This is a genomic window from Thermoclostridium caenicola, assembly GCF_900142095.1.
Taxonomy (GTDB): Bacteria; Bacillota; Clostridia; order DSM-8532; family DSM-8532; genus Thermoclostridium_A; species Thermoclostridium_A caenicola.
In genome coordinates, this window is record NZ_FQZP01000009.1 from 31,275 (window position 1) to 55,500 (window position 24,226).

At 52.4% G+C, this 24,226-nt stretch carries 21 protein-coding genes, 1 tRNA gene and 1 riboswitch; of the genes, 12 read left to right on the forward strand and 10 right to left on the reverse strand.

Annotated elements, in window-relative coordinates; all coding sequences use genetic code 11:
- Window positions 1-48: 48 nt before the first annotated feature.
- A complete protein-coding gene (locus tag F3H12_RS04340) occupies window positions 49-1,368 on the forward strand; it encodes an FAD-dependent oxidoreductase (protein WP_149678138.1) in 1,320 nt (439 codons plus the stop codon).
- 75 nt (window positions 1,369-1,443) lie between these two features.
- Here the strand turns inward: F3H12_RS04340 and F3H12_RS04345 are convergent, their stop codons facing one another.
- From F3H12_RS04345 to F3H12_RS04360, 4 genes are all read right to left on the reverse strand, one after another.
- Window positions 1,444-2,856, reverse strand: coding sequence for an MATE family efflux transporter (locus F3H12_RS04345; protein ID WP_243133191.1), 1,413 nt, complete (start codon window positions 2,854-2,856; stop codon window positions 1,444-1,446).
- 172 nt (window positions 2,857-3,028) lie between these two features.
- Window positions 3,029-4,678, reverse strand: coding sequence for an MBL fold metallo-hydrolase RNA specificity domain-containing protein (locus tag F3H12_RS04350; RefSeq protein WP_149678139.1), 1,650 nt, complete (start codon window positions 4,676-4,678; stop codon window positions 3,029-3,031).
- A 105-nt stretch (window positions 4,679-4,783) separates the two neighbouring features.
- On the reverse strand, window positions 4,784-5,983 hold the full coding sequence (locus F3H12_RS04355) for a cation:proton antiporter (protein ID WP_149678140.1): 1,200 nt from the start codon (window positions 5,981-5,983) through the stop codon (window positions 4,784-4,786).
- The gene (locus tag F3H12_RS04360; protein WP_149678141.1) at window positions 5,980-6,336 is read right to left on the reverse strand and encodes a hypothetical protein; all 357 of its coding nucleotides are present in this window, start codon (window positions 6,334-6,336) and stop codon (window positions 5,980-5,982) included. Before F3H12_RS04360 ends, F3H12_RS04355 begins: the two co-directional genes overlap by 4 nt.
- Before the next feature lie 501 nt (window positions 6,337-6,837).
- Between F3H12_RS04360 and F3H12_RS04365 the strand changes: the two genes are divergently transcribed.
- Window positions 6,838-8,019: an iron-containing alcohol dehydrogenase gene (locus F3H12_RS04365; protein ID WP_149678142.1), complete on the forward strand. Its 1,182-nt coding sequence runs from the start codon at window positions 6,838-6,840 to the stop codon at window positions 8,017-8,019.
- 119 nt (window positions 8,020-8,138) lie between these two features.
- On the opposite strand, the gene F3H12_RS04370 is transcribed toward F3H12_RS04365, so the two are convergent.
- The gene (locus F3H12_RS04370; RefSeq protein WP_149678143.1) at window positions 8,139-8,939 is read right to left on the reverse strand and encodes an HD domain-containing protein; all 801 of its coding nucleotides are present in this window, start codon (window positions 8,937-8,939) and stop codon (window positions 8,139-8,141) included.
- A 208-nt stretch (window positions 8,940-9,147) separates the two neighbouring features.
- On the opposite strand from F3H12_RS04370, the gene F3H12_RS04375 reads away from it, so the two are divergent.
- Window positions 9,148-9,588 (forward strand): YmaF family protein, encoded by a 441-nt coding sequence (locus F3H12_RS04375; RefSeq protein ID WP_149678144.1) that lies wholly within the window; start codon window positions 9,148-9,150, stop codon window positions 9,586-9,588.
- A gap of 150 nt (window positions 9,589-9,738) precedes the next feature.
- Window positions 9,739-11,076 carry a UDP-N-acetylmuramoyl-L-alanine--D-glutamate ligase gene (gene murD / locus F3H12_RS04380; RefSeq protein ID WP_149678145.1) on the forward strand — a complete coding sequence of 446 codons (1,338 nt, stop codon included), beginning with the start codon at window positions 9,739-9,741 and terminating at the stop codon, window positions 11,074-11,076.
- Window positions 11,077-11,636: 560 nt separating this feature from the next.
- On the opposite strand, the gene murI is transcribed toward murD, so the two are convergent.
- Window positions 11,637-12,407, reverse strand: a complete 771-nt coding sequence (murI, locus tag F3H12_RS04385; RefSeq protein ID WP_149678146.1) for a glutamate racemase — start codon at window positions 12,405-12,407, stop codon at window positions 11,637-11,639.
- 293 nt (window positions 12,408-12,700) lie between these two features.
- Here murI and F3H12_RS13215 point away from each other — a divergent pair, with 293 nt between their 5' ends.
- From F3H12_RS13215 to F3H12_RS04405, 5 genes are all read left to right on the forward strand, one after another.
- Window positions 12,701-12,853 carry a hypothetical protein gene (locus tag F3H12_RS13215; protein ID WP_188118372.1) on the forward strand — a complete coding sequence of 51 codons (153 nt, stop codon included), beginning with the start codon at window positions 12,701-12,703 and terminating at the stop codon, window positions 12,851-12,853.
- Between the two features lie 139 nt (window positions 12,854-12,992).
- Complete coding sequence (locus F3H12_RS04390) at window positions 12,993-13,358, forward strand: demethoxyubiquinone hydroxylase family protein (RefSeq protein ID WP_149678147.1); 366 nt, start codon at window positions 12,993-12,995, stop codon at window positions 13,356-13,358.
- A gap of 29 nt (window positions 13,359-13,387) precedes the next feature.
- Window positions 13,388-14,203, forward strand: a complete 816-nt coding sequence (locus F3H12_RS04395; RefSeq protein ID WP_149678148.1) for a family 1 encapsulin nanocompartment shell protein — start codon at window positions 13,388-13,390, stop codon at window positions 14,201-14,203.
- Window positions 14,204-14,265: 62 nt separating this feature from the next.
- The gene (locus tag F3H12_RS04400; protein ID WP_422822198.1) at window positions 14,266-14,643 is read left to right on the forward strand and encodes a desulfoferrodoxin; all 378 of its coding nucleotides are present in this window, start codon (window positions 14,266-14,268) and stop codon (window positions 14,641-14,643) included.
- 64 nt (window positions 14,644-14,707) lie between these two features.
- Window positions 14,708-15,262: a rubrerythrin family protein gene (locus tag F3H12_RS04405; protein WP_149678150.1), complete on the forward strand. Its 555-nt coding sequence runs from the start codon at window positions 14,708-14,710 to the stop codon at window positions 15,260-15,262.
- A 91-nt stretch (window positions 15,263-15,353) separates the two neighbouring features.
- Here F3H12_RS04405 and F3H12_RS04410 read toward each other — a convergent pair whose 3' ends face one another.
- Window positions 15,354-16,304: a BsuPI-related putative proteinase inhibitor gene (locus F3H12_RS04410; RefSeq protein ID WP_149678151.1), complete on the reverse strand. Its 951-nt coding sequence runs from the start codon at window positions 16,302-16,304 to the stop codon at window positions 15,354-15,356.
- Window positions 16,305-16,519: 215 nt separating this feature from the next.
- Between F3H12_RS04410 and F3H12_RS04415 the strand changes: the two genes are divergently transcribed.
- Together F3H12_RS04415 and F3H12_RS04420 are read left to right on the forward strand one after the other, a co-directional pair.
- Window positions 16,520-16,855: a PadR family transcriptional regulator gene (locus tag F3H12_RS04415; RefSeq protein ID WP_149678152.1), complete on the forward strand. Its 336-nt coding sequence runs from the start codon at window positions 16,520-16,522 to the stop codon at window positions 16,853-16,855.
- 197 nt (window positions 16,856-17,052) lie between these two features.
- Window positions 17,053-17,682 (forward strand): FtsW/RodA/SpoVE family cell cycle protein, encoded by a 630-nt coding sequence (locus tag F3H12_RS04420; RefSeq protein ID WP_188118373.1) that lies wholly within the window; start codon window positions 17,053-17,055, stop codon window positions 17,680-17,682.
- A 129-nt stretch (window positions 17,683-17,811) separates the two neighbouring features.
- On the opposite strand, the gene F3H12_RS04425 is transcribed toward F3H12_RS04420, so the two are convergent.
- From F3H12_RS04425 to F3H12_RS04435, 3 genes are all read right to left on the reverse strand, one after another.
- Complete coding sequence (locus F3H12_RS04425; protein ID WP_149678154.1) at window positions 17,812-18,552, reverse strand: hypothetical protein; 741 nt, start codon at window positions 18,550-18,552, stop codon at window positions 17,812-17,814.
- Between the two features lies 1 nt (window position 18,553).
- Window positions 18,554-21,916, reverse strand: a complete 3,363-nt coding sequence (locus tag F3H12_RS04430; RefSeq protein WP_149678155.1) for a P-loop NTPase family protein — start codon at window positions 21,914-21,916, stop codon at window positions 18,554-18,556.
- A 127-nt stretch (window positions 21,917-22,043) separates the two neighbouring features.
- Window positions 22,044-22,121: transfer RNA gene (locus F3H12_RS04435), tRNA-Met, on the reverse strand.
- Window positions 22,122-22,686: 565 nt separating this feature from the next.
- A riboswitch (cyclic di-AMP (ydaO/yuaA leader) is annotated at window positions 22,687-22,816 on the forward strand.
- Between the two features lie 3 nt (window positions 22,817-22,819).
- Between F3H12_RS04435 and F3H12_RS04440 the strand changes: the two genes are divergently transcribed.
- The gene (locus F3H12_RS04440; RefSeq protein ID WP_149678156.1) at window positions 22,820-24,064 is read left to right on the forward strand and encodes a C40 family peptidase; all 1,245 of its coding nucleotides are present in this window, start codon (window positions 22,820-22,822) and stop codon (window positions 24,062-24,064) included.
- The last annotated feature ends 162 nt before the right edge of the window (window positions 24,065-24,226 follow it).

The window sequence follows — 24,226 nt, forward strand, 5'->3', positions numbered from 1 at the left end:
GCGGTCCTTGAGGCAGAAACAGGATAAGATTTTAAGGAGAGGAACCTTATGCATATTTTCGAACCTGAAAGAAGAATCCCGGTTGCCGGAAGCTACGATGTCATCGTATGCGGCGGGGGGCCGTCCGGCATCATCGCTGCTGTGGCGGCGGCAAGAAACGGTGCAAAAACCCTGTTGATAGAACGGTACGGATTTGTGGGCGGCATGGCGACCAATGCGCTGGTTACGCCCATCAGCGAATTCAGGAAGAACGGGAAGCAAATCATCGGCGGAATGCCCTATGAACTGATGGTTCGCGCAAACCGGCTGGGAGGGGCAAACATTGCCTTCGAGAGCGGCAATTATCCCATCGATGATGAGGTTTTCAAGCTGGCAGCCCAGCAGATGCTTCTTGAAAGCGGCGTCACACTGCTTTACCATTCCTGGTTTTCGGATTGCATCACAACGGACGGGCATGTCAGTCATGTCATCGTCCAGAACAAGATCGGACGCGTCGCCTATGAGGGCAAGGTGATCGTGGACTGTACGGGAGATGCGGATGTGGTGCGGGCCGCAGGCTACAAGACCGTTAAGGAAAATACCCTGCAGCCGGCAACCCTGTGGTTCCAGCTCAGCGGTGTGGATACCAAATCCCTCGAAGAACAAGGCCTGTTCGGGGATGCGGTGAACGATCAGCTACCCATTAGCGATGTTATCCGGAACCGCCTGGGCGAGCTGCATAAAAAGGGTGAAATGCCGCTGTTTGGCGGACCATGGATCAGCAGAGGGTTCAATGAAGGCTCGGTGAGCATCAATCTTCTGCGGGAAGCCACGGATGCCAGTAACCCCGAGCAGTTCACAAAAACCGAATGCAGCTTGCGCGAAAGCCTGTTCAAGGTTGTAACCATCCTGCGGGAGAACTTCCCGGAATTCAGGAATTGCCGGATTTTGAAATCGGGTACGCAGACCGGCGTCCGGGAAACCTACCATATCGTGGGGATGTACCAGCTCACGACCGACGATGTGATTCATCCCAAACCCTTCCCGGATACCGTTGCCAAAGGTGCCCATGTCATTGATATCCACAGGCCGGACAATATCGATCAGGAACTGGTGGTACTGGAGCAGGAATACAATATCCCTTACCGCATCATGGTGCCCTACGACAGCAGGAATATCATCGTGGCCGGCCGCAGCGTATGCGCCGACAGGGCGGCCTTCGGAACTGTCCGGGTCATGGCGGTCTGCATGGCCATGGGACAGGCTGCGGGAACCGCTGCAGCCATCGCTGCCCAGAAGGGCCTGGCCATGAGCAAAATGGACATTCCTTTACTGGTTAAGACCCTCAGGGAACAGGGCGCAGTGATAGATTTTGACAACTGCAGATGAAAGGCTCATCCATAAATCAAACGAAGGGCGGGAACGTGAGTCCCGCCCGTTTTTCTTCCTTTCGCCGGTTTTATGCTACACTTCTTCTTTTTTGAGGCTTTCTTTTAAATGCTTTCCTTTGGCATCCAGCCATTTTCCCGACCGGAACCGGAAATAAACGATCAGTGCCCTTGTGGTCTGGTCAAGCACAAAAGCCACCCAGGCACCCACAAGCCCCCAGTTGAAGACATTCACAAACACATAGGCGACGAACACCCGGAAGATCCATATGCCGAAAATGGAGGCATAAAGGGGGTACATGGTATCCCCTGCGCCGCGCAGAGCGCCCGCAATGGAAAGCTGTGTGGATTGGCCCGGCTGGATCAATGCCAGTATTTTGAGAACCATGCCGGCAAGGACCACCACTTCTGCTTCCTTGTTATACAGCCTTGCCAGGGGGTGGGATAACAGGAAAAACAGGATCCCCACAAAGATAGCCACCACCAGGGCCATATGATGGACCACATCGGCACACCGCCTGGCCTTTTCCTTGTCATTGGCACCCAGGCTCTGCCCCACCAGGGTGGTGGACGCCACGCCGAAGGCCATGCTGGAGGAGAAGGATAATCCGGATATGTTGAGGCCAATCTGGTGAGCCGCAAAGTGTATGGTCCCAAGACCGGAAACCGTCCGTGCAAACATCATGAGTCCGCTCTGTATGACGAACTGCTCCAGTGCGGAAGGGATGCCAATGGACATGACCTTTTTGATAATTCCGAAATCAAACCGGAATCGGGTGGCTCTGCCGATGTGGATGATGGCTTTTCCCGAATAGACAATATAAAGGCCGACGATGCAGGCCACAACCCTGGAAAGGGTAGTGGATATGGCCGCTCCCGAAACGCCCAGCCGGGGAAAGCCTAGTTTTCCGTATATCAGCACATAGTTGCCGAAAACGTTCAGAAGATTGCTGCCGAGGTTGTAGTACATGGGAAGCTTGGTCTGGCCCGCACCCCTGAGCGCCGCGGTAATTCCCATGGTCAGGGCCTGGAACATGAGCCCGGCTGAAACGATTTGGAAATATACGGTGGCATCCTGCAGGGTATCCTCCCTGGCTCCCATGAACAGGACGATCCACCGTGCAAGGACGATACCGATGATGCTTACGAGGATGCCCAGGATTATGTTCAGTACAATGATCTGACGTGTTACCTCGGAGGCTTTGTTCGGCTTTCCCGCCCCGATATTCCAGGCCACCAGGGTAGTTGTGCCCACGTTGACGGCTGCAAAGATGGCCAGAAGCAGCATAAAGGGCTGGTTGGTGAGCCCTACCGCCGCTATGGCGGCCGAGCTCAGCCGGCCGACCATGATCATGTCCACCATGCCAAAAAAGGTTGACATGACAAGCTCTATAAAAGCAGGCCAGGTGATGGAAATGACTTCCCTCCGCAATCCCTGGCCGAAAAAACGTGTAACAGAATGGCTCAGGCTGCTGATCAGACGAAGCAAATCGGGATGACTCCTCTCTTTAAAAGCAATAAATATTATTATAATGTTCTGTCCAGAAAGTTTCAGTGTTTTTGAGGTCTGAAAAAGCTTCCGCTATGAGCATGCAAGCGGAACGATGACCGTTCCGCTGCGCTTTCGGGTCCGTGGCTTTTTAAGTACATCTTCCCGTCGGTTAGCCGGTTTTTCTGGCGACTACCGAACCCAGGTTCAGGGTATGCTTCTCCAGCTCCATCACGATATTCCCAATCTCGATGATCTGCTGGGGAGACAAATCGCTTCCCATGGCAAGATGGGTATGATAAAGTATCCTTTCCAGGTCATCGTGTATGGAGGAAATCCTGCTTTTAATCTGCCTTAAGGCTTCGGGTGAGATTCTTTCATCCAAAGCTTCCTCGGCGGAGATCACCTTATCCTTTGAAAGGGTATATTCCGTATTCCCCCTGACGACTGTACAATCAATGTCCAAAGCGTCCTTAACGGTTTTTGCAAAAGCCTTCTTGGCTTCCTCCTCGCCATGGACCAGGAAAATGCGCCCCGGTTTTTTCTGGAACCCGGACACCCATTCCAGTAACCCATCCCTGTCGGCATGGCCTGAAAAGCCTTCCAGGTTGTAGATTTCGGCCTCCACCTGTATCTTCTCGCCGAAGATGGTTACCCGCTTATCGCCTTTGACTATGGAACGGCCAAGCGTACCCTCGGCCTGGTAGCCGACAAAGACGATGCTGGATTTGGGATTCCACAGGTTGTGCTTGAGGTGGTGCTTGATCCGCCCCGCCTCACACATCCCGCTGGACGAGATGATGATCTTGGGATTCTGATCATGGTTCAGCGCCACCGATTCCTCAACCGACCGGGTGAACTTAAGGTTTTTAAAGTCCAACGGATGGTCTCCCCGCAGGATGTATTCCCTGGTTTCCTCGTCAAAGACCTGGGCGTTTCTTCGAAATATCTCGGTGGCCGAGGTGGCCATGGGGCTGTCCACGTAAACCATGATGCTGCTCAGCTCTTTCTGATACTCTGAATGCCCCTCATAAAACCGGTTAAGCTGGTAGATCAGCTCCTGGGTCCTTCCGACGGCGAAGGATGGGATGATCACATTGCCTCCTCTGCGCACGGTTTTGAGAATGATCTCGATGAGCTTATCAATGCTGTCCGAATTGCTTTCATGGACCCGGCTGCCGTACGTCGCCTCCATGATGACAAAGTCCGCTTTTTTGATAAAGGTGGGATCCCTCAGGATGGGGCGGCCTTTCATGCCCAGGTCCCCGGAATATACCAGCTTGGTCACATCATCGCCTTCCTGGATGAACAGTTCGATGATGGCAGATCCCAGGATATGGCCTGCATCATTGAACACGGCTTTTAAAGAGCCGTTGAGCGCGATCAGCTGGTTGTAAAGCACGGGCGTTACAAGGCTTAAGGCCGCCTCCACGTCTGCCATGGTGTAAAGGGGCTCCACCAGGGGTCCACCGGCGCGCATGTTCTTCCGGTTGGTCCATTCGGCTTCCTTTTCCATGATGGACGCGCAGTCCCTCAGCATGATGGTCAAAAGATCGGCCGTTGCGTCGGTGCAATAGATTCTTCCCCTGAAGCCGCGCTTGACCAGGAGGGGAATCCTGCCGCAGTGGTCGATATGGGCATGGCTTAATAATACGCATTCAATCTCTTCAGGATTAAAATCAAAGGGTTCCCAGTTAAGTTGCTCCAGTTCGTTGCTTCCCTGGAACAAGCCGCAGTCCAGCAGAAGTTTATGGTTCTCTGTCGTTATCAGGTGGCAGGAGCCTGTTACCGATGTGGTCGCCCCCAAAAACTTGATTTGCATCTTTCAAAATCCTCCCGTGCGGGTCTGATCCGGCCGTCGCCGGATATTTTCGTGTTCCGACAGGTTTTTCCGTCACTATAATATATACCATTTTAAAATGCCTTCTTATCGGGCATGTGCGTCAGAGGCCGGCGCGGTTGTCGATTCCTGAATCTCTCCCGCTTTTTTCAGCGCCATCTTGGATATGACCGGACCGATCAGTTCATAAATCAGCGTGGCACAAAGGATAACCGTACGGATCCGGGGCGCGTATTCCGGCACAACCTGATCGGCCACGAGGGTCAGACCGATGGCTACACCGGCCTGGGGAACCAGTGCCCACCCCAGATATTTTCTGACGGTTTTTGGCGCCTTTGAAATAACAGCTCCCAGCCAGGCTCCGCTCAGCTTACCGAGGACGCGCAGGAGGATATAGCCCACCCCGATGACACCTATGGCAGGAATGAGCGTAACATCAAGCCGTGCGCCTGAAAGCACAAAAAACAGCATGAAGATGGGAGGCGTCAGATTGTCCGCGATCCGGAAAACGGACGCGGCATCCTGCGATATGTTTGTAAAGACCGCGCCCAAAACCATGCATGCCAGAAGTGACGATGCGCCGAAATAATCGGCCAGCGTCAGGGTGAGGAAGACAATACCCACCACCGCGCATGTCCGGTTGGATGTCTTTTTGAAAAAGCGCATGGGTATGAGCAGGATTAATGCTGATACCACGCCGATTACAATGGACAACAAGAGGGTGATGAAAGGATCGAGTATGCCCATTAACAGATCCCCGTCGGCATTGGTCAGGGATTTGGTGATGGCAACCGCGAAACCGAACGCGATCAGCGCCACGGCATCGTCCAGCGCCACCACGCTGAGCAGGGTCTTGGTGACAGGACCATTCGCCTGGTATTGGCGAATCACCATGATGGTGGCCGCAGGCGCCGTGGCCGATGCAATAGCGCCGAGAATGACAGTGAGGGGAAGCTCAAAGCCCATAATGAGCAGTCCTGCTGTTACAAAGGCTATTGCAAATAATCCTTCGAGAACGGCGATGATGACAGGGGCTTTCCCCACCTCTCTGAAATAGGACAGTTCAAACTCGGCGCCGATGGACAAGGCAATAAAACCGAGGGCCATCTCCGAAATAATATTGAGCCCCTCCGCCATCCCGGATGATACGATTCCGAGGACATAGGGCCCAATGATCAAGCCGCCTACAATATAACCGGTGACATTCGGCAGTCCGACAAGCTTTGCAAGTCTTCCCATCAGCAGACCGCAAAACAGCATCAATCCGGCATAAAAAAGAGGGCTCATTTGTCCAACCCCTTTCCTTGGACAAAATCCAGGGGCAGGGTGAACATGATTCCCGTATCCGGTCTGGAGAAATCCCCCACCACTTCTTCGGTGAGGCGAATGATCTTCTCCTGCTGGTCATCGCGGATGACAACCAGGATGGTCTTGCTTCTTTTATCCAGGCTTCCGTTCAGATACTTGCGGATCGATCCCAGGAAGGAAATCTCTTCTTCATGGTGTTCGGCACTGGCAAGCTCACGGGCCATGCCCGTGCTGTCGATGATTGTCGCACCGCAGATCTTTTCCCTGGCGTAGGTTAACATGAGTTCGTCCAGCTTTTCGGTGCGGTTGAGTATCAGGACAAACAGCTTCATTTCGATCTCCCCTTATCCGCCGTAATGGCTATCGTTGGTCTGTCTTCGCTTTTCAGGCACCCCGCCTTGCTGTTTCATACCCGGGATTCATCAGGGTTCGGTTGCGAAAGTCCGGTGACAACAAGGCCCACTTCGTCCTGACATGGGAGGGTTAAGGCCAGGAACCTGTATGTCCGAAGACGATGTCCTTTGATCCACTAATGCATAAGCATAACATATTTATGGGAAAAAAACGAATGGCAGGGAACCCTCTGCCGTGCTTTTACGGCTGTTCAGGCACGGTTTTCACAGGTAAAACGTCAAAAAGCGCTGAGTTGCTGGCAGCAGCCCGGCCCAGGGGCAGCGATACAGGGGCATCCTGGTATGCATTCTAAGGGGAGGCACATCCGGAAGCCTTCCGTTCAAGGTCCGACGCAAGGGAAATTAGCAGGTTATATCCTGTAAAACCCGGATTGATAATGTTATGATAAAGGTAAAGACGCAAGAGAAAGGATGGTGCAGATGAATTCCTTTACTTTTTATTCACCGACCAAAGTGATCTTCGGTAAGGACGCCGAGATGCATGCAGCCAGGGAGATAAAAGCCTTCGGCGGAACCCGGGTTATGGTTGTATACGGCGGGGGCAGTGTTGTGAAGAGCGGTTTGCTGCAGAAAATCACCAAGCAGCTTGAGGATAATCAGATCCCATATACCACTCTGGGGGGTGTCAAGCCCAATCCCCTGCTGTCCCTTGCCAGGGAAGGTATCAGACAGGCCCTTGAATTCGAAGTCGATTTCATATTGGCCGTAGGCGGCGGCAGCGTTATCGATACGGCAAAGGCTATAGCCCATGGTGTTGCCAACCCGGACATCGATATATGGAAGTTCTGGAGCAGGGAGGCCGTGGTGGAGAAAAGCCTTCCGGTGGGCGTTGTCCTGACCCTGTCGGCGGCAGGCAGCGAGACCAGCGATTCTGCTGTGATTACCAATGACGAGATTCGCTCAAAGCGCGGGCTGAGCACCGAGTTCAACCGTCCGCGCTTTGCCCTCATGAACCCGGAACTGACCTATACGCTTCCCAGGTACCAAATCATGTGCGGCATTGTGGATATCATGATGCATACCATGGAACGCTATTTCTCCCCGGAATTGGGCAACGATCTCACGGACGAGATAGCCGAATCCCTCCTGCGGGTGATGATCAAAAACGGACCGATAGCCCTGGAAAATCCCACAGATTATCACGCCATGAGCGAAATTATGTGGTGCGGAAGCCTTTCCCATAACGGGCTTACCGGTCTTGGCGGCAAGGGAGACTTTGCCACGCATCAGCTGGGCCATGAACTCAGCGCCATGTTTGATGTGGCCCACGGAGCTAGCCTGTCGGCTGTCTGGGACTCCTGGGCTCGCTACTGCTTCAATGTCAATCCGGAGCGGTTTGCCCAGTTTGGACGGAAGGTATGGGGAATCTCCGAGGGAAGTGCCGAGGCCATCGGTAAGGCTGCCATAGAAAGAACGGAAGCCTTTTTCGCTTCAGTGGGAGCACCCACATGCTTTTCAGAGTTGGGCATCGGGGTCCAGCCTGATGAGGTTGTCCGGGAACTGGCCGACCGATGCGTATACTTTGGCCAGCGCACCATAGGCAGTTTCAGGGTGCTTGGCCGCGACGATGTCTATCAGATCTATGCCATGGCCAACAGGTAAGTCAGACTTCCAAAAATATCATCCCCTGCCTTGTCGGGCAGGGGATGCTGCTTAATCCAGGCATGCAAGCCTGTCTGAATGCCGGTTTCAAAAACCTGAGCCGCAAATGGGATACGGTTCTAGAGGTAACGTTTTACGTCCCGGCCCACCACATAGGCATACAGTTCGATATAGGGTTTGACGGGACTTGTTGAAATCTTTCCCATCAGGATCTCCTCAACCTGGAAAAAGCCTACCGATGCGGTCATTCTCACGGTGATCTTCAGCGGCTTTTCCGATCCCTTTTCGATGGAAACCGATTCAATGGCCGATGAGGAATACTTGTGGATATCTCCCACCTGGGATCCCTGGCTGACCAGGAGGGGAATGCGGGAGCGCCCCTTTTCCATATCGCAGCCGTCGGCAATCAGGATGATGCCCGCTTCCAGCGTCGTAGTGGGGTGATGGGTCATGTGTCCCAGAATGCCTTCAAGGGTGACGGCTTTTATAACGGTGCGACGCATCAACTCGTTGGGGAAAGCCGTCAGGAGGATGCGGTCAATAATGGGTGCCGCGAGGGTGACGGAACTTTTTTCATGATCATGCCGGCCGATTGCCATGCCGACGTCATGGAGCCAGGATGCCAGAAGCACCGCGATACGGCTGTCCTCCTCGGCTCCTGAACCTTCCTTCACGATGTTCGGAACAATGCCCTGCTCCGTGAGGATGTTGAACATCTTCATGGCGTTAACGGCCACTTTCCGCATGTGCACCGGCCCATGATCGTTGAAGCCGAGACGCCGTATGGAAACCGTGTTGGCGACTTCCTGCAGGGCGTTGATCTCTTCGTCTTCCGCCAGAAGTTGTGCCACCTCCAGCGCTTTTCCGTCCAGCATGGAATAGAGCTCGCGTTCCAGACCAAGTTCAAGAGGAGACTTCATGCTATTTTACCTGCCTTTGTCGTGATTTGCCGCAATCATTCGGTTCCGCGGCCTTTCCTGCGGTGAGAAGCGGCAATTTGCCGGCCTGTCATGATAAGGATATTGCAAAGTCCCTCAGTTGTCAAACCGGTTGATGATAGGCCTCCGTAACCATATTGCCGGGACAAGAATAGCATGTAGTATCCGATCAAAGAAAGGAGGTCATGCAATGGATTACAATACTGCGCTTGAACTTTGCAAGAGAAACAGCTATCGCGTATGGCCGACCGAGATTACCTGCAAGAAATGCAAGCCCAATCCTCCGGCGCAGACCCATACCCATGAATTCACCGCCTCAACCGAACTGGAACTGAAGGGCGATTTGAGGCATAATCACCGGTTTGCCGGTATAACCGGTGAGGCGATACCTGTGGGCCAGAACCATATCCATAAATTAAGGGTAAACACCACCTTTGATATCGGACACTTCCATGAGGTCATCCTGAGAACCGGACCGGGCATCACGGTCAATCCCGACGCGCCCCCGGAAGAACAGGTACACGTGCATTTTGTGGAAGGAGAAACCACGCTCAACGGTATTGTTCTCCATGACCATGACGTACGGTTTGCCACGCTGGCCGCTCCAAACCCGCCGAACATGCAGGAATGATGGTTCCAAAGCTCAGGTCTCCTTGATGGAAGGAGGCCCTTTTATTCTCCCCTTGCTTTCAATTTCTTCATCAAACCGGCACAGGGACATGTAACCAGATAAGCCGTCTGGTGTATAATATACAGGAGCAGGGAAGGAGCGTGCATGGATATGAGCGATAAAAGAAAGGCTTTCGTACTGGGAATGGCCCGTAGCGGCTATGAAGCTGCCAAATTCCTGGTCAGCAGGGGGTACGGCGTTGTGATCAATGATGCCAGGGCTGACCAGAATCCGGAACAGGTGAAAGAGCTTGAGGCGCTGGGCGTGGAAGTGGTTCTGGGGAGCCATCCCGAGCATCTGCTGGATGGTTCCGTGGATATCATGGTCAAGAACCCGGGCATTCCCAATAGCCATCCTTATGTGGAGAAGGCCTTAAGGCTCGGGGTGCCTGTCATCAATGAGATGGAACTGGCCTTTCGCTACTTCCCGAGCGGTGTAACCATTATCGGCGTAACCGGTACCAACGGCAAGACGACTACCACCACCCTCATCTATGAGATGCTGAAAAAGGCGGACAAACCGGCCTGGCTCATGGGAAACATCGGCTTTCCGGTGTGCTCCTTTGTTTCACGGCTGAAGGCCGGCGATATTGCCGTGATGGAGGTGTCGGATCACCAGCTATGTAATGTGGACAGGTTCAAGACCCATATCTCGGTCATGACCAACCTGTATGAGGCACATCTTGATTTCCACGGTTCCTATGAGGCGTATAAGGCAGTGAAAAAACGGATATTCAATTACCATACTGAAAAAGACATTGCCATCCTCAACCTGGACAACAGGGAAGTGCTGGAGCTCGCCCGCGACATCCGATCCACCAAACGGTATTTCTCGTCGCATCCTTCCGATCAGCCGGGATGCTGCCTGCTTGACGGAGCGATCTGCTATAACGGGGAAAGGATCATCTCCATAAGCGATGTGAAGATCAAGGGAATGCACAATTACGAAAACGCCATGGCTGCCATTGCGGCGGTCAAGGAGCTGGGTGTGGAGAACCAGCCCATTGTGGAGGTGCTGAAAACCTTCGGCGGTGTGGCACATCGCCTGGAATACGTCAGGACCATCAACCAGGTGGATTTCTATAACGATTCCAAGTCCACCAATGTCACCTCAACCCAGATAGCCCTTTCTTCCTTTGACAGGCCCACCATTCTCCTTTTGGGCGGTCTGGACAGGGGGCACAGCTTTGACGGGCTGAAAGAATACTTAAAATGGGTGAAACGAATCGTGGCCTTTGGTGAAACCAAGGAACGGATCAGCCGCTTTGCTTCTGATCTGGGCATACCCTGCACCGTGGTCGATGTGCTGGATGATGCGGTCGCCGCAGCCTACAGCGCGTCAAGTCCCGGAGATGTTGTCCTGCTCAGCCCGGCCTGCGCGTCCTGGGATCAGTATGAGAATTTTGAAATCCGCGGTAACCGGTTCAAGGATTGTGTGAATGCCCTATAAGCACGCGCTGTCATTGCGAGTACCGCATAAGCGATACGTGGCAATCTCTCGGGCCGGGAGCCCGTAAAGCCCGGCCACTGTGCTGCACGGCTGCAAAACATCTGCTGTTCGAGCGGGGGGCGGCTGAACTCGCTGCGCTCAAACAGCAGCCGCCCGGTTCCCGCTCTCACAGGAAGTTTTGGCGCCTTATCGCAATGCGGCCTTTACCTTTACGGACTCCCTGCTTGCAAAGCTGTCATTGCGAGTATCACATAAGCGGTGCGTGGCAATCTCTGAGAACCCGACAGCGGCTGTATAAGCAACTGAGATTGCTTCGTCGGCGGTTGCCTCCTCGCAATGACACAAGGGTCATAGCCCGGCGGAGCCATACCCGGGTTGTCACTGCGACGCAGCGTAAGTGGAGCGTGGCAATCTTCAGCTTCTTAAGAGCAACACCGCAAGTGAGTGAGATTGCTTCGTCGCATTATTGACATGCTACCAAGCAGATAAAAAGAGGGAGAGTATCTCCCTTCTCCGCATACCCGTACGGGGTTGAATGATAAGCCGCTAAATGGTTCCCATCAGGAACGGAGCAGCCGATTGTATTTCTCCAGAAGGAGCGGATCTTCCACCGGAACGCCGGACCGGAAGAAAAGCACCCGGCCTGGTTTGTTGGATGGATTCAGCATGTTTTTCGACTTCAGAACGTCATACAGATGATTGACCGTGCCGCGGTTCCCGTCAATGATGTCGATGCTTTGGGGCAGGATCCGGGCTAGGGTGTCGCGGAAAAACGGGAAGTGGGTGCAGCCCAGGACGATGGTGCCGTAGCAGCTGATTTTGTCCCACGGTAGGATCTCCCGGAAATATTCCTCCACCTCAGGTCCGTCAAAGGTGAATCGTTCCGCCAGCTCCACCAGTTTCGGCGCGGGAATGCCATCCACGATATGCTCCGGATCCACCCGGGTTACCAGTTCGCGGAACTTGACTTCCCGCAAAGTCAGCGGCGTGGTCAGAACCAGAACCCTTTTGCCGCCGTTCAGGCTCCTGGCAACTGCCGGCTTCACTGCCGGTTCCATGCCGATGATTGGAAAATCGTATGCTTTTCTCAAGTCTTCAACGGATGCGCTGGTGGCTGTGTTGCATGCGATGACGAGCGCCTTGATACCCTTGGATATGAGGAATTCAACCGCCCTGAAGGCAAGCTTTTTTACTTCATCCCTGGTTTTTGTGCCATAGGGCGTGTTGTCAGAATCCGCATAATAGAGATAGTTCTCATTGGGCATGAGGGCCAGTGCCTCGCGCAGGACCGATAATCCGCCGATTCCCGAATCAAAGAACCCGATATTCATTTCATTGGTGCACCTCTTCATCTGTAATTGCCTGATTACGGAATTCCAGCCCTATCATTTTACCATATCAGGTTGCCATCTCATACCACCCTATGGGTATTTATTTCCCGGGCTCCAAAAAGCTCCGTCCGGGAGCGAACGGCCGAGCATACAGGGCTCAGGCGACACAGACCGGGAATAATCCCGCCACATCAAAAAATATGGCGGAATTAACGCGAAAATTGTATTGAAATCATTACAAAAATAATATATACTATACACAACGGATTACCATGATTTGGGAGGTATAGGTTATGACGGAAGTAAACAAATTACATAGAGTGGACGAAAAGGACAATCATGACAATATGGTTGTATGCGAACAGACCTGCTGCTCGCCGGAGTTTTCTGAGGGCTGCAAGGATCTGGAGTGCAACGGACCGGAAGAAATGCCGGACAGCAGGTAATAAACCATCCGGGTTTTTCGCAGCTCTTTGCCAAGATAAAATAAAACTGATAATGACTTTTCCGCGCTGGACTTTGCAATCCGGCGCGAAATCGTGTTGTTGACAAGCTTTTCTTATTATTCTTCGGAGGTGTTTAATCATGCCCGCTTTTCCGAATCCGTTTCAAGGGAATATTCCAAGAAAGCTGAGCAAAGAAGAACTCATCCAGGCTATCAGGCTGGATATTGCCGGCGAACTGGAAGCCATCTTTCTCTATGATGCGCATGTGCAGGCAACCGACGATGAAGTGGCCAAAAAGATCATTGCGGACATCCGTGATGAGGAGAAGGCCCATGTGGGCGAACTGATGACGCTCTTAAGGCTTCTGGATCCCAAGGAAGCAGAGCTGTTCCTGTCCGGCGAAGAAGAGGTTCGCGAAATGCTTACCGAACTGGGAATCAAGGAACCTCAGCTCAATACACAGAATAATGGAGGTACTACCATCGGCAGCCTGATTGGGAAATAGGTCATCATACCAAGAAGGAGGGTACGCGTATGGATTTCTTGTCCAGAGAAGCATCTCCGCTTTCCGAAGCGTTATGGAAACAGATCGATTCCACGGTTGTCGGAGCGGCAACCAGGGTTCTCATTGGCAGAAGGTTTTTGAAGCTTTTTGGCCCCCTTGGCATCGGGGTGCAGCATATTTCGGTGGATGATGCGGATCATGTGGAACAGGTGGCCCAGGACGGGCTTATCACAACCCGCGGCAGAAAAGTCCTGGAGATTCCCATGATCTACGACGATTTCCTCCTGTATGCAAGAGATCTGGAAGCTGCGGACAGGTCGGGCTTCCCTGTGGATCTCTCAAAAGCTGCCGCTGCGGCTGAAGCCTGCGCCCTGAAAGAAGACAAGCTGATCTTTTTCGGGGACAACCGGGTTGGATATGACGGCTTGCTGACAGTTCCCGGCGCGAACAAGATTGAAAGGAAGGACTGGAGCACCGGGGAAAACGCGTTCTCCGATATTGCCGCAGCACTGGAACTGCTCACCGAAAAAGGTATTTATGGTCCATACGCCCTTGCCTTAAGCCCTGACCTGTATATGCAGATGCAGCGGATCCAGCCTGGGACCGGCCTTCTCGAGATTGACAGGGTGAGCAAGCTTGTGGGCGGGCATGTCTTCAAATCTCCGGTCCTGGGAAAGGGCAAGGCTGTTCTGGTAGCTTCCGACGAAAGAAATATGGATCTTGTTGTTGGGCAGGATATGGCCACGGCCTATCTGGAACAGACCGAACTCAACCACAGGCTGCGCGTGCTGGAAACCGTGCTGCTGCGCATCAAACGCAGCCAGGCTATTGTTGTGTTTGAATAAAACTGAAGCGGTTTGACCGCTTAACAGCCTGCGGGCTGGAATAGACGGGGAAAGGAGAGGAAATCATGTCTGATGTTACATTTTATCGCTGCGAAAAGTGCGGGAATTTTGTTGCGCTGCTCAAAGAGGGAGGAGGAACCCTGGTCTGCTGTGATCAGGAGATGACCCGCCTTGAAGCCAACACGACGGACGCTTCCAAGGAAAAGCATGTTCCTGCTATTACCAGGGAGAATGGCAAGATCAAGGTTGCGGTCGGCTCAACCCTGCATCCCATGGTGCCGGAACACTACATTGAATGGATTGCCCTTGTTTCCGGCAACAGGGTGGAATTCAAGTACCTCAAACCAGGCGAGGAACCCATAGCCGAGTTTGAGGGGGCTGAATCGGGTACGGTTTATGAGTACTGCAATATCCATGGCCTGTGGAAGGCGGACTTCTGATCTCTGCCCATTGGGTGGATTGAAAGACTGAAGAAATAATTAGTGTAAGATGGAGGGGATAAATATGGCAGTAAAAAATGCTATGACCAATGATTTTCTTCATTCGGCCTATGGCGGGGAGAGCATGGCCCACATGCGCTATCTCATTTGGGGCAAAATGGCGGAAAAAGAGGGGTTCCCGAACATAGGCAGGCTCTTTGAAGCGATTGCCTATGCCGAGCAGGTTCATGCCAGCAACCACTTCAAGGAAATCGGCGGCGATACCGCTGATGCGACAGTGGTAGCCGGCGCCGTATTCGGAGTGGGCAAGACCGTTGACAACCTGCAGGGAGCCATCGACGGCGAGCTTCATGAGGTTAACCAGATGTATCCGGTTTATCTGAATGCCGCCGAGTTCCAGAAGGAAGAGGGGGCCAAACGTTCCTTCCACTTTGCGCTGGAAGCTGAGAAAATCCATGCCGAACTCTTCAAGCAGGCCCAGGATGCTGCCAAGGCCGGCAAGGACATGGAGTTCCAGAAGGTATATATCTGCCCCGTTTGCGGCCATACCGTCCTCAATGAGGCGCCGGACAAATGCCCGGTTTGCGGGGCCAAGAAGGATGCCTACAAAGCCTTTTAACGAAAAACCGAAAGGCAAACAGAACGCCCGGCTTGAAAAAACCGGGCGTTTTGCTTTGCCAATCATCTCAAGGGAAATGATGAGCAACAATTCAGAGGGAAAAGTCAATGGTGGCTGTAAACTGACTTTCGTCAAGTTTTTCCCCGCCCTCATCCGGATAGGCCAGGATGGTGATCACGGCCTTGTAATTTCCGGATGTCAGCCTGTTGCCATCCTTGTCGGTCATGTCCCATTCGTCCTGCCATTTCAGGGACTCGCCGGGATTGATGGTTTTGAGGATAAGGGCCATGGTGAAGAATCTGCCGTCCGAATACCGGTAAACTTCCTTCCCGCTTTCGTCGGTGATGGTGAGCTCAAACTGCTGCCCCGATGAGAAGGTGATATCCCTGGGCTCGGTGTAGTGGCTCATCAATTCGAAATCAAACACCACTTTATCCGCTTTGACCGCGTATGTGGCCCTTGTTTCAAACCGCCCTGCCACAATGGGCTGGGGAGCCTGGACCGATGCCTTTTCAATGGCTTGCACAGTCCGGCTGATCAAAGTGGCCAGTTCGCCGTAAGTGGTTTGGGCTTTGGGATCAAAGATGTCGTTGCCCCTGCCGCGGGCGATCTCCTGCGTGTAAGCGGCGTAGATGCCCTGAACGTACTTTGCATCTGCTTGGTCCATGTCCGAATAGAAGACCACCTGGATAAAGACCATTTCGTCCAGGTTGTTGCCTGTCTTTTCAGCCCAGATCCGCGCGCATTCATATACAATGGCCTCCCTGAGCGTTGAATCCGGCGCGCCGTCATAGGTCTCGTCAATCACCAGCCGGACAAGGTTCTGGAAGTCCTCCACGGTGATGGGGGCGTTAAGGCTTTTATTCCTGAAGATTGCGTCAATATTGGATCTGGAAGCCAAATCATCCACGTAATCCTGGGCCCAGTGCCTATTGCTTGCCGAGATGAGAGGATTGGCATCCTTCTGTGCAAAAGCCGGAAATGCCAGCAGGGACATCAGCAGGACAAATGCAATGGTAAATGAAATAAACCTTTTTTTCATGGTTGTGCACCTCCGATGTTTTTGTCTCTTCTGCTCTATTAGACGCGTAAGGATAATTATGGTTCGCGTAATGAACTGAAAATTTGACCTGCCGCAGTTTTTCATGATCGTATCAGGTGTTCTGCATAGAGGGCGCGGAACATCAGCCTTGACACATATATAGATCTTCGATATATATTTATATAGATGATCTATATATTGCTGGAGATGGTCTTATGGGAATTGACAAAAGCCTTTTGAGCGGCAGCACGGCCATGCTGATCCTGAGGCTGCTTGAGGATGGGGACATGTACGGTTACCAGATGATCGAGGAACTGGCGAAGCGCTCTGACAACACCTTTGCGCTGAAAGCCGGCACCCTCTACCCCCTCCTTCATGGCCTGGAACAGCAGGGGATGGTGTCTTCCTATTATGACTCGGCAGGTGGTGCCAAAATGCGGAAGTATTACAGCCTCACCAAAAAGGGCAGAGGGCTTCTTGCCGAAAAAAAGGCGGAGTGGCAGCTGTTTTCCTCTGCGGTCAACAAGGTGCTGAAGGGGGTTAGCATCTGATCTATATCCTGATGCTTTTCCCCACCGCTTTTGCAGGCGTTGTTTTCCGTATGAGAGGAAAGGGCTATTGGGGGGTCCTGTTATGCGGTGTATGTCTGGCCATACCTTCTACCATAGCCTTCATCATGTCCTTGAATTCAGTCACGTTCTTATTACCATTCAAGGCAAGCTTTCTGATTCTTTGGGTTACAGGCCTTGTGCTTCTGACGGTGGCCATCTGGAAGAACTGGTTCGGATCCAACAGGCTTTTCTCCATGTTGCTGATTTATGTGCTGCTCCATTTGGGCCTGGCAGGTGCCATGATTAGGGTGTGGGACGGGCTGAAGATTGCTGCCGCTGATTCGCCTATGGATGATTTTGCGCGAATCATAAAACAGCTTTTGTCAGGTGCCAGGTTTATCGGACAGGGCACTTTTAATGATATCTATCCGGCTGGGATGATGCTCCCTGCAATAGAAAGCGACTTTTTGCTTGCCTACGCCATCCATCGGTTCGGGTGGATTATATTCCTGGTTGCAGCATCCCTGCTGGTTGCGTTCCTTGCTGCCGCTTTTTCCAAATGCCTCAGGTTGAAAAGCGTCCTGGCCCAGTTGGTTTCATTGTCGGTGGTTCTTAATTTTACCATGCAGACCATTCTGTATATCCTGTTTAACCTGGGGCTGGCGATTGCTTCGCCCCTCCCGCTTCCGTTGATCTCCCGGGGCAACGGTTTTATACTGGTCAACCTATGCCTTATCGGCGTGTTGCTTTCCACATTCAGGACAGGACGCTTTGTCAGCGATCCTCCCCGCGCAAAGAGGCATGTAAAGCCATGGGTTACCGGTTGAAGGCCGGGTGGTTGAATAAGCTTTTTAAATCCGAAGGTGCGGATCAAAACATGTCCGGAAAATCTTTGGGCCAGGATCACCATCCTGGCCCGGTTCTTTTTTAAGGAATTGTAGCGTTTCCGTGTTCCCTCAAGCGACGCCGGAAACATGGTCCGAGAGTATGGAAAGCAGGAATATGTAGGGATCATCCCGGTAAAGGACCCCGTCCCTGTAGGTGGATTTCCAGCTTTCCATATTTCTTCGGATGCACTCCCTCAGCTGTTCGGAAGACCATCTCAGGCCATGGCTGCCGACGGCGTACTGAAGCGCTGTGTAAAGCTGGTTCTCCGGTAAATTCCCCGCATACCATCTGAAAGCTTCCTCAAGGAGGATCCTTCGGTTGATGCCGGTGGTCATCTGGGTTATCCTGATGAGCAGCCTTTGATGGAAGGTGTCTGCTTCCGAAACAAGGGCATCATAGCAGCTTTTCCAGGAAGCCTCCGTGGAGGGGAAGGCTTCACCGCACGCATATTGGAACCATCTTGGCGCTTTTTCATAAGTTGCCCGGTTCACCTCATTGGAAAGGTAAACATTGTGGGCAAAGAAGGTCCGCAGGTTGCACACATTGTTGTAGTGCCGCTGCATGAACGCCAGCAATTCGCTGCGCCCGTGCCTGTGCTGGTCGAAGCAGTATTTCAGTCGTCCCGCGCCGCAATCCACATACAGCCGGTAAAGGGCAAGGACGCATTCGAGAAAGGCCGTGCCCCAGGTGGTGTCGGTAAAAGGGTAAGGGTAATATTCCCAGAAAATAATGAAGTGCCTGCCGCTGTCGCTCATTAAACCGTTAAGCTCGCTGATCGCCCGGATGTCCAACAGGGTGGGTTTATGCATCTCAGTCTCCGAAGCTTTCCAGAGGTAAGGCCACAGGCCCCATCAGGTTAAAGCCTATTGCCAGATTTTTGAATTCCTGTTCCTTTTCTATGGTGGCGATATCAAAGGAGCGAGCGGTGAAATGAGCCTTGATGGATCGGTGCAGCAGCTTGATCTTACCCTTTCCGTTATTGAAGGTGTCGAGCTTTCCTTTGTATTTTCTCGGTTTGCCCATCTCGTCGCAGTGGATGAGATAAATGGGCACACGGCTCGGACCGGGAGCCTTTTTGGCCTGCTCAAAGTATTCCATGGACTTGTAGTCATCCTCGTTGATGAACAGGCGGACGGCTTTCAGGAACAGGGGAAGGGCTACGGGTACGGCCGTTTCCATGCTGAGATATCGGGTGCAGAGGTTGTCGAGATAGTCCCACTGTGCCTTTCCCAGTGCCGGGCAGAGCCTTTCCACGGAGAAGATGGGAATTCCCGTGTATTTGATCCAGTAAAGCTGGATCAGGAGAAGAAGGCTGCGCGCATCGCTGAAAACCACAGCCTGGTTTTCGGTGAGGAGATTGAGGGCTTGCTCGATCTTTTCATACTGTTGCGCGTCGGGGGATGCGGTGATCACGTAGTCCCCCAGGATTTTCTTGGCCCGCAGGTATACGCCTGTGGCCGAGCCCTTTTTCAGGAGTTCCTGGTAATAGCTTTCCGCAATCTCGGTGTTTTTGAGATATTGGTTGATCCGGAACACACGGCTCTGGAACTCGGGCCGATCCTCAAACTCCGTGTTGGCATGCCTTGCGTCGTCTATGGTCTTGAGCATGTCAGTCAGAATGTTGTTTTTCTCATCAATATTCTCCGCGTTTTCGTATACCTGCATGGAGGATTTGAGGTACACGTCCACAGGGTGGTAGTTTTGCGGACTGATGGAGCGCGCCTTATCCAGGTTGGTTTTAATCTCCCGGTAGGTTTCAAGGCTTTTCCTGTAATCCTGGCCGTCGGCGAATACGAACTCCGACAGGTTGGAAGCAAGTTCCACCAGCAGGGACGCATAGGACTGGAGGCGCGTTTCACCGTTCTGGCGCATCATGTCTATAGCTTCCCGCAGGATGTTCTGGGCCATTTCCAGGTACTTGCGCTTTTCTTCGCTGTTCTCGCTGCCCTTAAAACTTTCGCGGATGAAGTTGGCCTCCTGGAGGACGAGGGACGGAACGAAGAAGTTCTGTTTTTCCCTAAGGTCCTTAAGCGCATTGGCAAGAGTCAGATAGTAGGATTTATACTTGCTTTTCTGGGGACCATTGGGACCATAGTTGAACAGGAGATTCAGAAGCTGTGTCAGCTCCACGTTGTCGTTCAGGTTTGAGTAAGTCTTGATGTTGGCGATGATTCGCCTGACACAGTCTATCTCCTGCTCAATGCCTGCAAACCGGTCCTTGATATAGAGCTGGGCCTCAAGGGTGCTGCGGAAACGGACCAGGTAATTGTAATCACCGTCCTGGATGACCGCGATCATGCTGTTTTGGGAAAGGTCTTTCACAAATTCATACTTGTCGCTGATATCCGTTACCCTGAGCAGAAGATCCAGGGTCAGATCCACACCGTACTGGCTGGCCACGCAGACCAGATCGCTCACTTCCTGTATGGCGCGTTCGATTTCGTAGCTCATCTCGGTGTAATAGCATATCTCCTCAAGGCCGAAGGCCGTTCTCAGCTTGGCAAAGGGGCTGTCGCTAACCACGCGGCGCTTCCTGTTAACCTGCCGGCTCAGCGCCTTTTCAGCCTTATCCACCTCCTTGGCCACACCCTGGGCCAGGTTGGTGTGCAGATCATGGAACAGCTCATACATGGCTGCAAGGAACAGGTTCCCGTGCCCGCCGATTTGGGGAAGCGCGCTGTCAAGCCGGTGAACATAGGCCGAGTTAATCCTTTGCAGAACTTCACGGAGAGCGGGTATCTCCCGTTCCGGATCGATCTCCGGGGCAATGTCGATAAATACGGCGTTCTTGGGTTCCTCGCCATTGGCGTAGCTGCTGCCCACCACAAGGACCTTCCTGCCTCCGTGGTTCAGTGTCCTCTGGAGGGTAACCATTTCGTAGATTTCGCTCCTGTAGGCACCCATATCCCAGATGATGACGGTTCTTTCAGCACCAAGCCGGTTTTCGAGCCAGGAGATGAACCGATCCAGGACTGCGGCATCCGGCGTGGTTTCCCGGGGAATGAAAATGACCGGGTATTTCAGGCCGCGCTTGATTTCCATGGCCAGATGACAGAGGGATACGGTTTTTCCCGTGCCGTTCTGTCCGCGGAGGATCACGGTCCGGCTGTCAAGTACCTCGCTGTCCAGCTCGGTCTCCACCGCTTGCTTCAGGGCATCATCAAAGACCCGCCTGAAATAGAACCCTTGGAGAAAGGCGCTCCAGATGGGGCGTACTGAAGCTTCCCTCAAAAACTTGAGGAAAGCTTCCTCCAAATTGTTGACGGGCGCTTTTTTGAGGACCCGGTCATCCAGAAGGATGTACTTCTGGGATATATCATTGTATATGTCAAAAGGCAGATATTTCAGTTCCCTGTTGACGGTAAGGGGGACGTCCTCATCCTCAATGGGTTCAAAAGGTTCCTCGTCGTCGACAAAGGCCCCTGCTTCCAGCAGGCATTCATAAAGGCTCCTGTTTTCTGCGGTGATTCGGCCGCTTTTGATAAACCGTGCCAGCCTCGGGTTGGCCATAAAGGCTTCATTGGCGCTGAACACAAAGACATTGCCGGGAGAGAAATGGGACAGCACGCTTGCCAGCGTTACCGGATCCAGCCAGTCGTTGTCGGGATCATAGCCGTCGATCACCAAAAGCCCATAGTTTCCGATCAGCTCCGCTATGCGTCCGAACAGGATGGAGGCATCCCCAAGCTTGTCGTCCAGGTCTTCTTCGGAGAACGGGGGCATGTACCTGTCTTCGCCGCAAACATTCCCGAAAAGATAGGTCCCATGGAGAATGGACTTGCTCATATAGTTGCGGGGGTTGTCATTCTTGCTGAAAATGCTTTTATATTGCCTTCCGTAGGAGAAAAAAGCCTTCTGGGTGATCGAATCGATGGCCGAAGTAAACACCGAACTCCATCTGAGCTTGGAAACATGAAGAAGCCATTCGGGAACGGGAATGGCTTCCGACACTTCCAGGAGTTTTTTGATGGTCTGGTTCTTTCGCGAAGGTTCAAGGTGGTCCAGTAAGGCGTTGTAGGTCAGCGCATTTTCTTCGATGGCATTGTCCAGAACAAACTCGTTAACATACCGGAGGAACAGATCGCTCTTTTCCTGTATGCCCAGGTAGGCTTGTCCCAGAAAGAGAATGGACGGTTCGTTGTTGATGCGCTCCAGGAGTTGTTTGATATCCATGTTGTCCTCCGTCGCAGTACAAGAAATATAAAAACATTGTAACACAGTTGTGGAGCGTGTAAAAGGAAAAATGCCTCGTGGTAGAAACAGCAAAACCGCCTGTCATTTCTGACAGGCGGTTTTTTTCTGGTTGCGGAGGTGGGATTTGAACCACACGACCTTCGGGTTATGAGCCCGACGAGCTACCAGACTGCTCCACTCCGCGTCGTTATCTTGTCGGTACCCAACCGACGCATTAAAGTATAGCACGATCCATTTTCAAATTCAAGACCTTTTAGTTCATCACCTGAAATTGGCAAACCCCTCTGTTTGTCAGAAAGCGCTCATATACGCATCCGACAGTTTTTAACGCATGGGATGAAAGGGAAGAATCAAATTTTCCCCGGCAATCGGCATGGCAATAGCCCGGGAAATAGAAAGGAAACAAACCGCGCCCTGAGCATATACTGGTAATGCAGCAAGATCGGGAATAGGTTTTCTTCATCGCATCCAGGCAGGAATCAGAAAGCGTATCGCTTCAGATCGCTCATCTGCGGCAGAAGAAAAGCCGCAATGGCCGGAAGGGCTGAGTGGCCCCGGCTAAGCCGCATGGCAAAAAACGGCTTTCTTCGCTTCAGCTCAGACTTTCCTCTGCAGGCAACCCTTGCACGAGACCCCTCAGGCTTGGTAATTGTTACCTTGTATTGCTTATGAAACGCGTTATTGATATAATTATAACCAATAAATAGAAGCGTTGTGCCGCAAGAAATATATATACCCGCAACGCGGGCATGATTAACAGGCTGAATCTCTTGAAAAGAGTACGGAGGAACCAAGTTTTCTGGGGCTAATCCCTCAAGGTAGGGTTCCCTATTTCCCGAGCCCGTCAGCTAACTCCGGAAGCCTAAAATAGGAGGACTAACGATGCATTTATCCAAAAAATCCGATAAATACACCTTAGAGACCATATGCTTTCTTTTTGCCCTGACTATCAGCGTATTTATCCTTGCCGGTTTGAAGAATCCAACCCCGGCAGCGATGACCGATATATCCTACCAAGCTTCTGACGCAACGCTTTCCAATACCTCATTCGATTATTCCCTGCCTTATAAGAACCTTTCAGCGATCACCCGGGAACTGGAATTCCAGGCCAAGTCCCAGGAAATCATAGCCCTCTATTCCACCCAATCCGCGGAACAACCTGATCAAACGCTTGCAGCCAGCACAGCAGAAAGCGATGCAGGCGAAGAACCCATGCTGACGGCTTCGGTAGCCAGGGGTATCGCAGGCGATTCCCGCGATGCCAGCAAAACCATGGCAGCGACGGAGCAGGTCACGGCCTACAAGTATGTCAACGCCAACCAGCTCAATGTCAGAAGCGGTGTGGGTACCGACTACGACAAACTGGCCACCCTCAAGAGAGGGGACAAGGTAGGCCTGATACGGATGGAGGGGGAATGGGCAAAAATCCGGACCCAGTCCGGCCTCACCGGTTATACGGTGGCACGGTATCTGGTTAACAGCGAAGCGGAGGTAGAGCCTGAAAAGCCCGTAGCCTACTGGTATATCAATGCGAACACGCTCAACGTGCGCAGTGGTCCGGGCACCCAATATGAAAAGATTGAAACGCTCTCCCGCGGCGCAAAGATAGGCTATTTCGCCACCGAAGGCGAATGGGCCAGGATCCAGACACCATCCGGGAAAACAGGTTACATGCTGCTGAAGTACCTGGTGGAGAGCGAAAGTGAAGTGGAAAGAGCCTCATCCATCCCGACAGCGGGTTCGAGCGCAGTAACCCCGCTGGCACAGCAGATTGTGGAATACAGCCAGAGCCTGCTGGGTGTGAAATACGTATACGGCGGATACAGCACCAAGGGATTTGACTGTTCCGGTTTTGTCAAGTATGTTTATGCGCATTTCGGCATCAAAGTTCCAAGAAGCTCGGCGGATTATGCCGGGTTCGGCAAGAAGGTTTCAAGGGAAAACCTGAGGCCATCGGATATCCTGCTCTTTGATACCGACGGAGGCAACTGGGATGTGAGCCATGTGGGAATATATATTGGCAACGGAAAATTCATTCATGCCTCCACGACCAAGGGTAAAGTCGTTATCGCATCCTTGTCCGAATACCCTGCCCCATACTACGGCGCCAGGCGGGTTATCGACTGACAAAAGGATATAGCGATGAAAAAAGGATGATCGACCCAAGAGATCGTCCTTTTTTTATACCATTCCGCTGTCAAGCGTTTATTATCAACGGCCTGCATTGTGCCTTCCCGCATTTTTCAGGCGAGCGTGTGCAAAAAAAGTTTAAAAAAGTTTTAAAATCTT